Raw genomic sequence first — 15,963 nt, 5'->3', positions numbered from 1 at the left:
GCACAGCGCACCCGCAAACCCGCGTAGCTCAACGCCCAACCCGGGGCAAAAACCGCCCCTCACTAGAACACTACAGCACGACTAGAAAATCACAGCACGTCCAAGCCGTCACAGCGAATCTGAACCGGGCGCTCCCCCACGTTCTTCTTCAACGCCGCAATCGTTGCACGCGTAGCACGCAACTCACGGGTCACCTGCTGGGCAATGCCGTACGAGAAGAACATCAGGGTACGCCAATCGCCCTGAACCGGCGCCTCCTCAGAATCCTCCTCAAGGGACTCCGACCAGGCAAAATACCCCTGATCCAGAGGAACCGGGCCCACAATACGCAACTGCTCACGCACCCGCTCCGGCAACGCAGAAGAGCCCAAGAACTCCTCCATGAAGGCGCGAACATCCGCCTCCGCACCGGTCACCGCAGCCGTACGAACCGCCGGAGGCAGACCCGTCTGAGCGCGCTCCTCCAGCTCCTGACGAGCAAACCACGCCGGATCCCAACGCACCAGCGCCTGCTCCACCGGCGACGGCGAAGCAGTCGTCACCACCGTACCCTCAAGAGCCGCAGGACGAACCAACGCCGCAGCATTCAACCAGCGACGCAACGCCGCCTCCGGGGCACGCAACGAATCAAAACGAAGCATCTTATCGGCATCCAGAAGAAGCGCCGCCGCATAGCCGCCAAAAGCCACCGGCTCAGCACCCGGAGTCGCCACCACTAGCGCAGGCTCAGGACCAACCGACGCCCGCACATGGTCACCCGCCGAAGAAATCACCGGAACATTCGGGAACGCACGGCCCAGCTCCTCAGCAGTACGAGTCGCACCCGCCGCCGAATAACGCCAATGCGTAAAACCGCATTCAGAACAACGCCACTGCTGCGCCAAATGACCGCACCACGAACACGACGGAACCGACGAACCCGAAGCCACCGACAAAGGCCCACTACACTCGCCACAACGCGCCGGCATGCGGCAACGCTCACACGAAAACGACGGAATATAACCGCTACGCGCCACCTGCACCAACACAGGACCACGCGCCAACGCCCGACGAGCATGCTCAAACGCCAAGTGCGGAATACGCGCCATCGCCGCCAACGGGTCACGCGCCAACTCAAACTCCGAACCCGTCGAAAAAATACGCGGCGAATAATCACGCACCAACGCACGCGGCGCACGCACATGAGACGCCCAGCGGGTACGCACCAGACGCGCCGCCTCACTACTCATGCTGAACCCGGCAAACAGCGCCGCAGTACCCTCAGCAGAAGCACGCAGAAGCAACACATCACGGGCATGACAATACGGGGCGCGCTGCTCCACCAGCGATGAATCACCGTCATCCCAGCACACCACCAGACCCAGGTTCGCCACCGGCGCGTAGGCCGCCGCGCGGGTACCAATCACCACCGGAACCTGCCCCAAGCGAGCCTTCACAAAACCGTGATAGCGAGTATGCGGAGTGGAATCAGAACTCAAACGCACAAACGAATCAGCCGGCAGACGCTCGGCGAGCGCCGCCTCCAGAAGATCCAGGTTCTTAGCGGTCGGAACCACCGCAATAGCGCCGCGACCACTGGCAGCAGCAGCCGCGAGTGTGGTCGCCAAAACATCTGCCCACGTGTGCTCCAGGTGGCCGGGAAGAACCGTCATCACGGCGCGGGTCGCGGCACCGGCGGCAACATCTTCAATGAACTCCGCGCCGTTCTCGTAATCGGAGAAGACGGAGGCGGCATCCGGCGCGTCCGGGTTCAGCGCCGGCGGGTCCAGCACGAAGGGTGCGAGCGCGCCGGGAGTGGCAAGCCAGGCGTACGGGTCGGCAGCGCTGGAGGCGGCGGAGACGGCATCAGGCTCAGATTCCGCACACTCAGGTTCCGCGATTTCGGGAGCGTTTTCCTGCGGCTTCTCCCCCGCGCTCGCCGGGGTGCTCTCGGAGACGTTCTCCGGGGTGCTCTCGGGGGTATTGGAAGTACTTACCGGGGCAGAATCGCCCAAATAATCCGACTCATAACCCGGCAGAAGCGGCGCGTACTTCTTATCCAGCGCGGCAATACGCGGCGGCACCGCCAGACGTAGCACGTTTGCCACCGTGGAGGCGTAACGGTCGGCAAGCGCCTCAGCAAGCGCAAAAATTTCGGGCGCAACAGACGGCACACGCGACAGCACCGACTTGATCGGCAACAGCGAGGTACGCGTCCAATCGGTCGTGGCGGCGCGCTCCTCAATGTAACCGGTCAGCTCGTGACCGTTGAACAGCACGCGCACGCGGGCGCCGGGCACCGCATCCTCACTCAGCTCGGCGGGCACACGATAATCAAACGTGCGGTCCACCTGCGGCAGGGTGCTATCCACGCGCACACGCGCCACAGGGTTCGGCACGCCGCTCGCCTCCAACTCGGCGGCAACGTTCACCGGCTCCGGGGCAGCCGGAATCAGGGCATCACGAAGAGCAGGAAATCCCTGCAACAGGTCAAGCTGTTGCAGGGATTCCTGCTGAGCACCCAACGGTGCCGAAGAGTTCGATTCAGAACTGCTCTGAGTCACCCGAATCTGCGTGCTCCTCTACCCTGACAGATATTAGGAGGAGGACACTGCCGAACGCAGTGCATCCACGCGGTTCAGGCGCTCCCAGGTGAATTCCGGCTCGGTACGACCGAAGTGGCCGTGAGCTGCGGTCTTCTTGTAAATCGGGCGGCGCAAATCCAGTTCGTTAATGATTGCCAGCGGGCGCAGGTCGAAGACCTCACGCACAGCCTTCTCAATCTTGATCGGGTTGACCTTCTCGGTGCCGAAGGTTTCAACATACAGACCGACCGGCGCTGCCTGGCCGATAGCGTACGCAACCTGAACCTCGGCGCGGTCAGCCAGACCGGCACCCACAATGTTCTTCGCAACCCAACGCATCGCGTACGCTGCGGAACGGTCCACCTTCGACGGGTCCTTACCGGAGAACGCGCCACCACCGTGACGAGCCGAACCGCCGTAGGTGTCCACAATGATCTTGCGGCCGGTCAGGCCCGCGTCACCCACGGGGCCACCCTGAACGAAGCGGCCAGCGGGGTTCACAATGAACTTGGCGTTGGAGGAATCCAGCTCGACGCTACCCAGAACCGGCGCGATAACGTGCTTCTCAATGTCTGCACGCAGGTCAGCCAGGTCGTAGCTTGCGGTGTGCTGGCTCGAAACAACCACGGTATCCACGGAGACAGGCACGTTGTTCGAATCGTAGCCGAGGGTCACCTGAGTCTTGCCGTCGGGGCGCAGCTCGGTCAGCAGGCCGTCCTTACGGACCTTGGTCAGACGCTCAGAGAGGCGGTGCGCCAGCCAAATCGGGGCGGGCATCAGCACGTTGGTCTCGTTGGATGCGTAACCGAACATGATGCCCTGGTCGCCCGCACCCTGGCGGTCGTACTCGTCAGCAGCAATGCCCTGACGAACCTCGAGGGACTCGTACACGCCGGCGTTAATGTCCGGGGACTGCTCGCCAATGGACACGGACACGCCGCAGAACTCACCGTCGAAGCCGCGGGTAGAGGAATCGTAGCCGATACCCAGAATGGTCTCGCGCACGATGGAGGGGATTTCGACGTAGCTGGAGGTGGTCACCTCACCAGCAACATGCACCTGACCGGTGGTTACCATGGTCTCCACAGCAACGTTCGCTGCGGGATCCTGGGCAATAATGCCGTCAAGGATGGCGTCAGAAATCTGGTCACAAATCTTATCGGGGTGGCCTTCAGTCACCGACTCGCTGGTGAATAGGCGCAGATGGTTATTACTCACGGTTTCCACTCTACTGGTTGAGGGCGCGCGAAGATAGCGCGCTCGTAATGATGACGGTTTCCTTCAATTATGACACGTTTGTTAAGCGCCATTACGAGGCGGGGTGCTGCGTTCACACCCCGGGCGGGCCTTCACTCAGCGCCAGCCAGAGGATTAGGTCAGCGCCGCCAGAATCTTCTGAGCCAACGCCGGACCAATACCCGGCACCGCCGTCAGCTCCTCGGCGCTCGCCTGCTTAATCTGAGCCACCGACCCGAAGTGCTTAATCAGCGCGGCACGCTTCACCTCGCCCAAACCGGGCACCTCATCCAGGGCGGAGGCGACCATCGCCTTACCGCGCTTGGAACGGTGGAAGGTGATAGCGAAACGGTGCGCCTCATCGCGGATGCGCTGCACCAGGTACAGCGCCTGCGAAGTACGCGGTAGTACGACCGGGTAGTCGTCGTCCGGTAGCCACAGTTCCTCCAGGCGCTTAGCGATGCCGGCAACGTACACATCCGTAATGCCCAAATCGCTCAACGCGGCGGAGGCGGCAGCCACCTGAGGCGGGCCGCCGTCCACGAGCACCAGGTTCGGCGGGTAGGCGAACTTCGCCGGCTCGGGCGTGGAGGCGTCAATCTCGCCGGAGTGCACGGGGGCTGCTTCGCGCTCCGCCTGCTGCGCCAGATGCCTCTTGAATCGGCGGGTGATGACGTCGTACATACTGGCGGTATCGTCACGCGCGGCGTCGCCGGTAATGCTGTAGGTGCGGTAGGCGTTCTTTGCGGGCATGCCGTCCTCAAAGACAACCATGGAGGCGACCACGTTCGTGCCCTGCACATGCGAAATGTCGTAGCACTCGATGCGCAGCAGCGGGTCCGGTAGTTCCAGCGCTTCCTGCAGCTCCACGAGGGAGGCGCTGCGGGTGGTCAAATCGCCGGCACGGCGGCTCTTGTGCAGGGTCAGCGACTGGCGCGCGTTCTCGGCGACCGTCTTCATGAGCTCTGCCTTGTCGCCGCGCTGCGGGACGCTAATCTCCACGGGGCCGCCGCGCACCTCCGCCAGCCAAGACGCCAGTTGCTCCTTATTCTCGGGCTCCACCGGCACGAGCACGGAACGCGGAATATCGTAGCTGTTCAGGCTCTTCTCGGCGTCCTTCTGGGAGGCGAGGCTCGCCGCAATATCGCTGTACACCTGCGCAATCAGCTGCTCAATGAGCTGCGCGTCGGTGCTGTCGTTGACCTTCTCCACGATCCAGCCGCGCTGGCCGCGGATCCTGCCGCCGCGCACGAAGAACACCTGAACGGATGCCTCCAGGTCGTCCTCGGCGTAGGCGAACAGGTCGGCATCCACGGTCGCGCCGAGCACCACGGCGTTACGCTCAAACGCCTTAGTCAGCGCGGCAATATCGTCGCGAAGAATCGCGGCGCGCTCAAAGTCCATATCAGCGGCGGCGGCTTTCATTTCCGCGGTCAACTGGGCGATATGCTTCTCAGCGCCACCACCCATAAATCGGGTCAGACCGCGCGCCAACTCGCGGTGCTCCTCGGCGCTAATCTTGCCCACGCACGGCGCTGCGCACTTATCGATATAGCCGAGCAGGCAGGGTCGACCGCTATTCTTCGCGCGGTTAAACACGCCGTTCGTGCAGGTGCGCACCGGGAACACGCGCAGTAGCGCATCCAGGGTTTCACGAATCGCCCACGCCTGCGAATACGGACCAAAATAGCGCACGCCCTTACGGCGCTCGCCGCGAGTGACCATGGCGCGCGGGTACACGTCATTGACCGTAATCGCCAGGTACGGGTACGACTTATCGTCGCGGAACGCAATGTTGAAGCGCGGCGAAAACTCCTTAATCCAGGTGTATTCGAGCTGCAGCGATTCCATCTCGCTCGCCACCACGGTCCACTCCACGCTCGCCGCCGTATGCACCATTGCGTAGGTCTTCGGGGTCAGCGTCTGCGGGGACGCAAAATAGCTGTTGAGGCGGTTGCGCAGGTTCTTCGCCTTGCCCACGTAGATGACGCGGCCGTCGGCATCGCGGAAACGGTAAACGCCCGGGTCGGTGGGGATTTCGCCGGGGGCGGGGCGGTAGCTGGAAGGCTCTGCCATGGGTACTTTCTCCTCGCTCTACTGGGCTTTCTGCGGGGTTGCCGCTGCTGGGCTACCGGGGTCATCCCAGGCTCACACATACGACAAACCGCGCATCCTACACCCATCTCCCCCAAAGCGCGGGGGCCGGTGCGTGAATGCGCGGTTTAAGTCTACGCGGTATATGCGGCGAGTGCCCTAGCCTGCGTCACGTGCGGCTGAGGGCGAAACGTTGTATTCGTTCTTGCGCGCCTGACCGGACAGCTGAGCAATCTCATTCATGATCGTGTCGGTGGTGACGCGGCGCTGCTTGCCGGTCATCTTCTCGCCGATCTTCTCAAAGTAGAGCGGCTTACCCACACGAATCGTGAAGCGGCGCGGGTAAATCATGTTCGAGCCGGGCTTCTGCAGGCGGTCGGTACCAATCAGACCGACCGGAACCACGGGCGCGCCGGTCATGTGCGCCAGCCACGCCACACCAATCTTGCCGCGGTACAGGTAGCCGTCGCGGGAGCGGGTGCCCTCGGGGTAAATGCCGAAGACCTTACCCTCCTGCAGCTTCTCCAGGGCAATGTCGAGCGCCTTGAGCGATTCGGAACGGTCGGAGCGGTTCACGGGAATGATGTCCACGGCTTCGAAGAATGCCTTCATCATCTTGCCGCGCGGGCCGGGGGTGTTCACGTACTCAGCCTTCGCGAGGAACGCCACGCGGCGCGGCATCATGGCAGAAATAATGATGGAGTCCAGGAAAGACAGGTGGTTGGAGGCGACAATCACCGGGCCGTTGGCGGGGAAGTTTTCGAGTCCGGTCACGCGGGCGCGGAAGACGGTGCGCAGGATTCCGGTGATTGCTTTCTGGGTGGATTTGTAGAGAAGCACGTGAACTCTCCTGAGGTGCCGATAGATTGCGGGCTGTGGCGGCGGTCCGCCGTGGATGCGGGGTGAGTGACCCCTTCTGAATATACGCCGCCAAAGAGCACAAAATCTGTACTGCGGTAACCTGTGCCGCAAAAAATTTGTACTGTGTTTAGTAGCGTCGGATTTTATTATTCCACACCCGAGTGTAGGCACGTGAGGGGTGCCGCGCTCCCCTTCCACATGCTGGGATGCGCCTCCCACCCAGGTTCCTGCGAGTGCCCCGGTTGAGGGCGCCTGCACAACTTCCACCCCGGCGCATCCTCCCCCGTTACAGGCGGGGAAGTGGCACGGAAGCTAAGGGTTCAACCTCAACGTAATATTTCAGGTTTTCCGCCTGATTATTACTGATTTCCCCACCAAATAGCCGTGTCACATTATGACGCTACGTCAGCAAAGTTTCGTAAATGCGCATTTAATATGCAAAAATGAGAGCAGGGTGGGCTGTCGCACCTCCCTCAAGGACGATTCACCCTGAACATAGTGAGCCGCCCCTCCAGCGGATGTGCGTCGGGACCACTCCACCTACAAATTCCACGCACACTGGAGACATACACTATGGCTACAAAACCCGTCTCGCGTGCGCAGGCAGCAAAGATTGCCCGCCGCTCAGACACGGTCGGTGCCTATGCCGGAAAAGGCTGGGTACAGGCTGTTGCGTTTGTGATGCTCCTGGGCTTCACCATCATGGCAGTCCTTGCAATGCGCACCTACGCACTCTCCATGCCGCTCCCCGATAAAATCGTCGGCAACGACGGCAAAACTATCGCAACCCAAGAACAGATCCTGCACGGTCAGGAACTGTTCCAGGGACGCGGCCTGCAGCAGTACGGATCCGTCCTCGGCCACGGTGCCTACCTCGGCCCCGACTACACTGCAGAATACCTGCGCCTGACCACCGATGCTGCCGTCAAGGAGTACCGTGAACAGGGCAAGCAGGACCCCCGCGAACTCGTCAAGAACGAGTGGCGCAAGGAGAACAAGTACGACGAGCAGACTAAGACCATCACCTGGTCCGCTGGTGAGACCAAGGGCTACCAGCTCATGCTCAAGCACTACCGCGAAACCCTCATGAAGGGTGACACCTCGCAGGGCCTGTTCCCCAACGCCATTAAGAACGACGAAGAACTGCACGACATCGTCGCATTCTTCGGCTGGACCGCATGGGCATCGGCGGCAGACCGCCCCGACCAGCCCTACTCCTACACCAACAACTGGCCCTCCGAACCCAACGTGGACAACAAGCCCACCGCGGATCTGATGGTCTGGTCGGCACTCTCCCTGATTGCCCTCATCGGTGGTACCGGTCTGATGTTCGCCATCTACGGCCGCTGGTCCCGCGCTATCGGCTGGCACGCGGAAGAGGCACCCGTCCTCGACTTCCGTCAGCCCGACGAAGTTCGCCTGACCCCCTCGCAGAAGGCAGCCTGCCTGCTCTTCGCAACGATCCTGGTGCTGTTCCTGCTGCAGGCTCTGGTGGGTGCGCTCACCGAGCACTACCGTGAAGAGCTCACCGGATTCTTCGGTATCGATATGGGCCAGTTGCTGCCCTACACGGTATCCCGAACCTGGCACCTTCAGCTCTCCCTCTTCTGGACCGCAGGCGCGTTCCTGGCGGGCGGTATCTTCATCGCCCCGCTGATTACCCGCCGCGAACCCAAGAAGCAGGGTCTGCTCACCTACGTTCTCATCGGCGCCGTGGTCTTCGTGGTCCTCGGCTCGCTGCTGAACGAATGGTTCTCTCAGAAGGGCCTCATCCCCAAGGAATTCACCGGCTTCTTCTCGCAGCAGTGGGAGTTCCTGGACCTGCCGCGATTCTTCCAGATCCTGCTCACCGCGGGTATGTTCATCTGGATTGTCATCGTCTGGCGTACCCTCTCCGCTCGCCTGAAGGGCTCGAAGAAGACCTCCCTGCCGTGGCTGTTCCTCTTCTCCGGCCTCGCCATCCCCATGTTCTACGCGGTCGGCCTGCTCGCAGGTCAGCGTACTCACGTGACCGTCGCCGAATTCTGGCGATTCTGGGTGGTTCACCTCTGGGTGGAGGACTTCCTCGAACTGTTCACCACCGTTATGGTGGCGTACATCTTCGTGCTGCTCGGCGTGGTCCGCGAGCGCATCGCAATCGCCATCATCATGATGGACGCTGTGCTCTACTCCGTCGGTGGTGTGATCGGTACTCTGCACCACACCTACTTCGTCGGTACCCCCTCCGAACAGATGGCATTCGGTGCGTTCTTCTCGGCTGCTGAGGTTATCCCGCTGACCTTCCTGACCGTTGAGGCGTGGGGCTTCATGCAGCTGGGTGCTCGCCAGTACTCCAACCGCACCAAGCCTTTCCCGCACCGTTGGGCTGTTATGTTCCTGATTGCTGTGGGCTTCTGGAACTTCCTCGGCGCAGGTGTGTTCGGCTTCCTCATCAACCTGCCGATCGTGTCCTACTTCGAGATTGGTACGGCACTGACCGCAAACCACGCACACGCCTCCATGATGGGTGTGTACGGTATGCTCGCGATTGCGTTCGCGGTGTTTGGTCTGCGCTACCTGCTCCCGGAGAACAAGTGGCCGGAGAAGGGTCTGAAGTTCTCCTTCTGGACTCTGAACATTGGTCTGCTGTGGATGTCCTTCATCTCGCTGCTGCCGCTGGGTATTGCTCAGCTGTACAAGTCCGTGGGTGAGGGCTACTACGAGGCTCGTTCCTTCGCGTTCATTCACGACGGTGCTTCCGCCGTGATGGGTTGGATGCGTATGCCCGGTGACGTGATCTTCCTGGTCGGCATCATCCCGCTGATTAAGCTGGCGCTGCTGGGTATCAAGGAGATTTTCTCCAAGAACGCTAAGGAAACCGTCCTGGAGCTGCCCGAACCGCCGCTGTACGAGGTGGTTGAGGACGCTCGCATCGCAGAGTTCGCCGGCGCTAAGGCTGCCGAGGAGCTGCCCGAGCAGACCAGCCCCTACCGTAGCGATCGTCGAGGCTAACCATGCCTGAGCAGATTGCTGGAGTTTCTTTCCTCGTGTGGCTGGCCTGCGTGTACGCGCTCGGCCTGGTCGCCGTGGGTTGGGGCTTCGATATTCTCGCCAAGCGCACCAGCCAGCGCATGGTGGCGGCGCGAACCTTCGGGTTCACCTACCACCAAGAGAGCGACGCGTGGCTCTGCCCCGAAGACCAGTGGCTGTGGGCGACCGCATTCGACTCGGATAACCGAGTGATGCGTTACCGCGCCAAGCCCAGCGTGTGCAACACCTGCCCGATTAAGGACAGCTGCACCGTCTCGGCGAACGGCCGCGAGCTCACCCGTGAAGTGGACGAATGGCCCTACTCCGAGTCGGGTCGTTTCCACCGCGGGCTGGCGGTTGCTGTCTCGCTGCTGGGTGTGGTCATCCTGATTGGTGCCGCCATCGTCTGGCACTCCCCGCTGGAGCTTCTGGTGGAGGGTGCCGCCGCGGTGGTCTGTCTGTCGCTGACCTACCCGCTGGCTGTGAAGCTCATGCGTTCCCCCGCGAACTTCGAGAACGATCCGAAGCATATTCACGCATCCACCGCTGACGAATCGGTGAACGTGAAGATGGACCGTTTCGCGGCGAAGTGGGGTGGCGTGTCGAATGAGCGTAAGCGCCGTACCGAGCAGACCCGCAAGCAGATGATTGCGGATGCAACCCTGCCGGTTCGTACCTCTGTCCTCGACCCGGACCGCCCCGCATGGAGCGGTACCGGCACCTCGGTTAAGCGACTGCACAAGACCACGAATGAGGTCCTGCAGGAGCAGAACCTGGCTGAGGTTGAGGCTGCCGAAAAGCTGGCAGAGCAGATGGCGAAGAAGTAGCGCTGCACAAGTTTTTCCGTTCCGGCGGCTGACCGGTCGATTGGTCCCGTCTGTTAGCTTCGGCGGCCACCCTGCATGGAATTCTCTTTTATTCCTCTTTTGAGTTTTCCATGCGGGGTGCCGCTAAAGCACCGACCGCCGCGATATACGCCGGGACGGAAAATTCCCCTCCCTAAACTCCCCCACACACAGCCCGGTTACCGGGCACCCCCTACTACCTGCACCGTACGAGGCGCGGGCAGGTGGGCACACATACCGTCCTCCCCCAATATTTGTGAAGGAAAACCATGGATCCCGTCACTCTGGCAACTATCCTCATCCCAGTTGCCGTCATTGTTCTTTTTATTCTGATTCGTATGTTCCGCGTCATCCCCGAATACGAGCGTGGCATCTCTTTCCGCTTCGGCCACCTGCGTTCGGAGCTGAAGCCCGGCCTGAACGTCGTCTTCCCCCTCGTTGACTCCCTGCAGCGCGTTGATATGCGTGTTATCACCCTGACCATTCCCCCGCAGGAAGTCATCACCAAGGACAACGTTCCCGCCCGCGTGAACGCCGTGGTCCTCTTCCGCGTGACCAACGCCAAGAACGCGGTGCTTGAGGTTGAGAACTACCCGATTGCCACCAGCCAGATCGCGCAGACCACCCTGCGTTCCCTGCTCGGCCGCGTTGACTTGGACACCCTGCTCGCACACCGCGAGGACCTGAACGAGGACCTGCGTTCCATCATCGGTTCGCGCACCGAGCCGTGGGGTATTCAGGTGGAGCTCGTCGAAATTAAGGACGTTGAGATTCCCGAGGCTATGCAGCGCGCCATGGCTCGCGAGGCTGAGGCTGAGCGTGAGCGCCGCGCAAAGATCATTTCGGCACGCGGTGAGCTGGAGGCCTCCAGCGAGCTGAAGGAAGCATCCGACATTCTGAGCCAGTCCCCCGCTTCCCTGCAGCTGCGTTACCTGCAGACCCTGCTGGAGCTGGGTGCCGACCAGAACTCGACCGTGGTCTTCCCGCTGCCCATGGACGTGATTGGTCCGCTCGTGGGTGCACTCAAGGGCGAGAGCAAGTAGGCGCTTCTCCCCTAGCCTGACGCACTAGCCGCGGCGGCTGATTCGCAGCGGTTAGACATATAGAAATATCCCGTGCAGATGAGAGTATCTGCACGGGATATTTCTATGCCGAACATTCTTCGCGAAAGCTAGAAGGAAGGCGTTTGGCCCGCCGCGGGGGTTGGATGAGGTGGTTGCGACGGGCCAAACTGGTCGGTTACACGCCGTAGAGGTGCGGGCGCGGCAGGTACATCAGCCAGTTGGGTGAGGGCCGGAATCCTGCCGCAAACGGTTTTCACCGACGCCTTAAGCATAACCGGCACAACCACCGAACCGTCGGTAGCTTGAGTGAAGCATCAATCACCCATCTCACGCCATGCCGGGGCGGTATTCAGCCCAAAAATCGGCGCCTATCATCTAGCGCAGCGCCCGGCAAACTAACGCAATGCTCGGTGCGCCTGGTCAAAGAACTCACGCTCGTACACGCACGCCGACAGGTACGCCTGCGCCGCACGCACACGCTGAGCCGGTGAAGCCGCCTCAAACGCACGCTCCACCTCCGCGAGGCTACGTGCCACATCCGCGGCGAACTCTTCGCCACCGTACATGCTCAACCACTCCGCGTACGGGTGGTCCGCGTGATTCTGCGAGGAGAGCACAGCGCCCACCTCTTCGTACAGCCAGTAGCAGGGCAGAATCGCCGCGGCACCGACCACATAATCCTCACCAGCTGCGGAGGCACGCAGGAAGTTCGTGTACCCCATCGTAATCGGCGAGGGGCCGCCCAGACGCGCACGGTTCGCCAGCCAGCCCTCGTGCAGCTGCGATTCGGCGGCAATCGCCTCGTGCGCACCAGCTGCCCAGTGCACCTGCGCCTCAGCGGTATCAGCACGCGCCGAGAGAGTCGCGAGCGCACGCGAATAATCGCGCAGGTAGAGGGCGTCCTGGTCCAGGTAGAAGGCGAACAGGTCCTCGTCGAGGGTGCCGTCACCGAGGGCGCGTACGAAAGGCAGGTCCAGAATCTGGTGCCAGGTTTCGCCACCGGCTGCCCAGAGGGCGGCGGTCCACGGACCGGCGGGCTTTACAACGGCTTCACCGGCGGGCACGGGGCTGACCGGCAGCAGACGCTCCGGGCTGGTGCCGTCAAGAGTATTGCCCTCAGAGTCGGTGGTGGCGAGTAGGTGGTGCCACGGGTACGCGGAGGCGGCAGCCTCCAGGCGGCGAGCACGGGCGGCGTGATCCACCGGGCCGTGGCCCTCACCGGAGCCGACCTGCAATCCGGCACCTGCGGCGATGGATTCGTGGAGCCAGCGGGTGCTCCACTGCAGGGCGCGGTGGGTATCGTCGCTGGTCAGAGTGTTCTTCTCGCCCGCAGAAGATTCTGCGGCTTCGGTGTGCTGCAGCAGCTCCACGCCCAGGCGGGTTGCCAGCGAGGAGGACAGGGAGCATCCGGTGCCGTGCGTATTGCGGCTGTCCAGACGCGGGGTGCGCACGTGCGCGCAGGTGCCGTCCGGGAAGACCGCGGTGTTACCGGCGTCCTGACCGCACAGGTGGCCGCCCTTCACAATCACGGTGGTTCCGGTCGCCGCCGCAAGGTTTGCCGCCTGCTCATGCGCCTCATCGAAAGTCTGGGCGGGCTCCTTCTGGCAGAGCACGGCGAGCTCCGGAATGTTCGGGGTAATCACATTCACGAGCGGCACGAGGTCGCGCAGCGTCTGCTCCGCTTCCGCCTGCAACAGACGGTCACCGCTTGAAGCAATCATGACCGGGTCGAGCACGACCACGGGCACGGGGTGCTCGCTCAGCCAGGTGCGGACGGTACGGATCGTGTCCGCGTCGCCGAGCATGCCGATTTTCACGGCGTCAACCGTGACGTCATCAAAAACGGCGGCAAGCTGCGCGGTCAAAAATTCCAGGGGCGGGGTGAATACTTCACGAACCCCGCACGTGTTTTGGGCGACCAGTGAGGTGGTCACGCACATGCCGTAACCGCCGGATGCGGCAATGGACTTGAGGTCCGCCTGAATACCTGCACCGCCGGAGGGGTCGGTTCCAGCAATGGAGAGAACCCTCGGCACCCGAGCTGCCTGAGGTACCTGAGCTGTCTGGGGTGCCCGGGAGGTTCCGGAGGCGCTCGCGCCGGGTACAGGGTTGGTGGTGGGTGCGCACGCGGGCGCGGTAGGCTGCTCTGCCATTATCGATAATCCCTTCGCTAGTTCGAACTAGAGCAGGTTCAATGGGTGATTCTCTCAGCCTTGAGTGTTCTTACACCGTTTCGTGCGTCCGCTGTGCCGTAGTTCTTCGCTGTGCCGTAGCCCTTCGTTGGGCGGTCAGTTGGGCGGGTTAGCGGGTCGCGGGCGTCTCAAGGCACCCCATATCGCTCTGCCAGGTTATCACAACGATTCTCAGTAGCTGAAAGTTTTGCGGGTGACAAGTGAATCTCTCCGAAATTTTCGTTTGAGCCTTGCGTTGCTGCAAGGGCTCCCCGCCGCCGATTTCAGCGCACCTTTGTACGGAAACCAGCCGTTAAACACGTAGTGCCCGGCACCGCTTCACGCAGTGCCGGGCACTATCAGCCGGGTTTAGGTCAGGGCGAAAATCTCTGCCGGTGAACCCTCCGCAATGATCCTACCCTCGTGCAGCAGGACCGCGCGGTCAGCCAGCGAGGCGATACGCGCATCGTGCGAAATGATCAGCACCGCACGGTTCGCCAGCACGGCGCTCAGGGACTCGGTTGCGTCCGCGAGCTCCAGCTGGGTGGTGGACTCGTCCAGAATCACGGCGTGCGGGTCAGCAAGCACAATACGTGCCAGCGCCAGCTGCTGAATCTGGTCACGAGTCAGAGGCGAATCCGCGCCGCTCACGACAGTATCCATGCCCTGCGGCAGGTCGCGCCACCAGCGGGCACCGATAGCGTCCAGTGCCTCGCGCATCTGCTCGACGGTTGCATCCGGCACGACCACCGTAAAGTTATCGGCGAGGGTGCCGAAGAAGACGTGCGCTTCCTGGGTGCAGACCAGCAGGCGCGGGCGGCCATCGGCGGCGGCATCGGTCGGGAAGTCGCCGTGACCGACCGGGCGACCCATCACGGTGATGGTGCCTTCCAGGGCGGTCAGCGAACCACCAATCAGACGAGCCAGGGTGGTCTTACCCGAGCCGGAACGGCCCACCAGGGCGAGCGCCTCACCGCGGCGAATCTTCAGGTTGATGCCTTCCAGAACGAGAGCGTCCGGCGAGTAGCCGTAGGAGACGTCGGTACACTCAATGGCGTACTCCGGGTTCTTCACGGCTTCATCCGAGACGGCGGCGAACGCTTCGGCGCGGTGCTGTGCACGCTCCTCACGCTGCTTCTTCGCCAGGGACACCACACCGAACACGCGGCCCATGTTCACGAGCATGATGCGCAGGCTGCTCACGTGGTGGTTCAGCATGTCGGCGAGGGTTCGCAGACTGAAAACCATGACCGAGGCGGTCGCCACGGCGCCCCAGCTTGCCCAGCCGAGAGCCACGCAGGCGGCGCCCCAGAGCATACACAGAACCGTGGGAATCCATGCGTTGATGGCGTCCACGGTGAAGTACAGCTGGCGGATGCGCACCATGCCCAGCTGCGCGGCGAACTGGCGCTTGTTCTCACCGGCGAAGGCGTCTTCGCGGGCGGTATGAACGCCCAGCTCACGGATCGTGGAGGTGCCGCGGATATTCTCGGTCAGCACGCTGTTGAGGTCACTCACACGCTCCTGGGCGGTCTGGTTGCGTGCCGCCATGAGCGGCAGCATCTTCGACATGATGAGGGCAAGACCGGCAATCATGGGCAGCATGATCAGGCCCATTGCCGGGCTCACAACCGCTAGCGAGATGGTGGAGATCAGGAAGTACAGCACCACGTAAATCGCGCCGAGCAGGTCCTCACTGACGGACTTCGCCGCCGAGGAGAGGTCGTCGGTCACGCGGGTGAGCAGGTCACCGCTACCGGCTTCTTCCACGGTGCGTGCGTCCAGGTCGAGGGTGCCGTCGAGGGTGTCCTGGTTGGCGTCACGGGTGACGAGCGCACCCAGTCGCGCCGCACTGTACGAGGAGACCATGAGGGTTATCGCCTGCACGATGAATGCCGCCAGGATAATCAGAATCGGCTGCCACGGGTAGCTGGAGAACTTGCCCGCCACCACGTCGTCCACGGTGGCACCAATCTGCAGAGGCACCACTGCACCCATGAGGGTGCTGACCATGTAGATGACGAAGGTGTAGAGGGCCCGCCCCTTATGCGCTGCGAGGTAGTTCCACATGCGGCGTGCCACGTAGGCGGGGCTTTCGATGGGGAGCTGCTTTGCCATG

Annotated in this window: 9 protein-coding genes and 1 riboswitch; of the genes, 3 read left to right on the top strand and 6 right to left on the bottom strand. The window is 62.3% G+C overall.

All coding sequences use genetic code 11. From position 1 onward, the window contains the following. Window positions 1-89: 89 nt before the first annotated feature. From HMPREF2605_RS07065 to HMPREF2605_RS07050, 4 genes are all read right to left on the bottom strand, one after another. Entirely contained in the window at window positions 90-2,543 is a 2,454-nt protein-coding gene (locus HMPREF2605_RS07065) for a primosomal protein N' family DNA-binding protein (RefSeq protein WP_070847557.1), read from the bottom strand. A 33-nt stretch (window positions 2,544-2,576) separates the two neighbouring features. Beyond that, window positions 2,577-3,782, bottom strand: a complete 1,206-nt coding sequence (metK, locus tag HMPREF2605_RS07060; protein ID WP_070506421.1) for a methionine adenosyltransferase — start codon at window positions 3,780-3,782, stop codon at window positions 2,577-2,579. A 153-nt stretch (window positions 3,783-3,935) separates the two neighbouring features. Continuing rightward, window positions 3,936-5,876: an excinuclease ABC subunit UvrC gene (uvrC, locus tag HMPREF2605_RS07055; RefSeq protein ID WP_070634100.1), complete on the bottom strand. Its 1,941-nt coding sequence runs from the start codon at window positions 5,874-5,876 to the stop codon at window positions 3,936-3,938. Between the two features lie 177 nt (window positions 5,877-6,053). Beyond that, window positions 6,054-6,734: a lysophospholipid acyltransferase family protein gene (locus HMPREF2605_RS07050; RefSeq protein ID WP_070847555.1), complete on the bottom strand. Its 681-nt coding sequence runs from the start codon at window positions 6,732-6,734 to the stop codon at window positions 6,054-6,056. 594 nt (window positions 6,735-7,328) lie between these two features. On the opposite strand from HMPREF2605_RS07050, the gene HMPREF2605_RS07045 reads away from it, so the two are divergent. From HMPREF2605_RS07045 to HMPREF2605_RS07035, 3 genes are all read left to right on the top strand, one after another. Beyond that, window positions 7,329-9,746: a nitric-oxide reductase large subunit gene (locus tag HMPREF2605_RS07045; protein ID WP_070847553.1), complete on the top strand. Its 2,418-nt coding sequence runs from the start codon at window positions 7,329-7,331 to the stop codon at window positions 9,744-9,746. A 2-nt stretch (window positions 9,747-9,748) separates the two neighbouring features. Then, window positions 9,749-10,591 carry a transposase gene (locus HMPREF2605_RS07040; protein WP_070847551.1) on the top strand — a complete coding sequence of 281 codons (843 nt, stop codon included), beginning with the start codon at window positions 9,749-9,751 and terminating at the stop codon, window positions 10,589-10,591. Between the two features lie 287 nt (window positions 10,592-10,878). Continuing rightward, complete coding sequence (locus HMPREF2605_RS07035) at window positions 10,879-11,652, top strand: slipin family protein (RefSeq protein WP_005506196.1); 774 nt, start codon at window positions 10,879-10,881, stop codon at window positions 11,650-11,652. A gap of 416 nt (window positions 11,653-12,068) precedes the next feature. Here HMPREF2605_RS07035 and HMPREF2605_RS07030 read toward each other — a convergent pair whose 3' ends face one another. Continuing rightward, window positions 12,069-13,826, bottom strand: coding sequence for a bifunctional hydroxymethylpyrimidine kinase/phosphomethylpyrimidine kinase (locus HMPREF2605_RS07030; RefSeq protein WP_246828183.1), 1,758 nt, complete (start codon window positions 13,824-13,826; stop codon window positions 12,069-12,071). Next, window positions 13,818-14,016, bottom strand: a riboswitch (TPP riboswitch). (Overlaps the previous gene by 9 nt.) A 197-nt stretch (window positions 14,017-14,213) precedes the next feature. After that, on the bottom strand, window positions 14,214-15,962 hold the full coding sequence (locus tag HMPREF2605_RS07025) for an ABC transporter ATP-binding protein (RefSeq protein WP_070847549.1): 1,749 nt from the start codon (window positions 15,960-15,962) through the stop codon (window positions 14,214-14,216). Window position 15,963 lies beyond the last annotated feature (1 nt).

It is taken from the genome of Rothia sp. HMSC065C03 (assembly GCF_001837295.1).
Taxonomy (GTDB): domain Bacteria; phylum Actinomycetota; class Actinomycetes; order Actinomycetales; family Micrococcaceae; genus Rothia.
Note: the sequence above shows the minus strand (reverse complement) of the source record. Positions and strands in the feature narration are given on the sequence as shown.

Coding starts and splice junctions, on each gene's coding strand:
- HMPREF2605_RS07035 (WP_005506196.1), top strand. CDS start 10,879: ATGGATCCCGTCACTCTGGCAACTATCCTCATCCCAGTTGCCGTCATT.
- HMPREF2605_RS07030 (WP_246828183.1), bottom strand. CDS start 13,826: ATGGCAGAGCAGCCTACCGCGCCCGCGTGCGCACCCACCACCAACCCT.
- HMPREF2605_RS07025 (WP_070847549.1), bottom strand. CDS start 15,962: ATGGCAAAGCAGCTCCCCATCGAAAGCCCCGCCTACGTGGCACGCCGC.
- HMPREF2605_RS07045 (WP_070847553.1), top strand. CDS start 7,329: ATGGCTACAAAACCCGTCTCGCGTGCGCAGGCAGCAAAGATTGCCCGC.
- uvrC (WP_070634100.1), bottom strand. CDS start 5,876: ATGGCAGAGCCTTCCAGCTACCGCCCCGCCCCCGGCGAAATCCCCACC.
- HMPREF2605_RS07040 (WP_070847551.1), top strand. CDS start 9,749: ATGCCTGAGCAGATTGCTGGAGTTTCTTTCCTCGTGTGGCTGGCCTGC.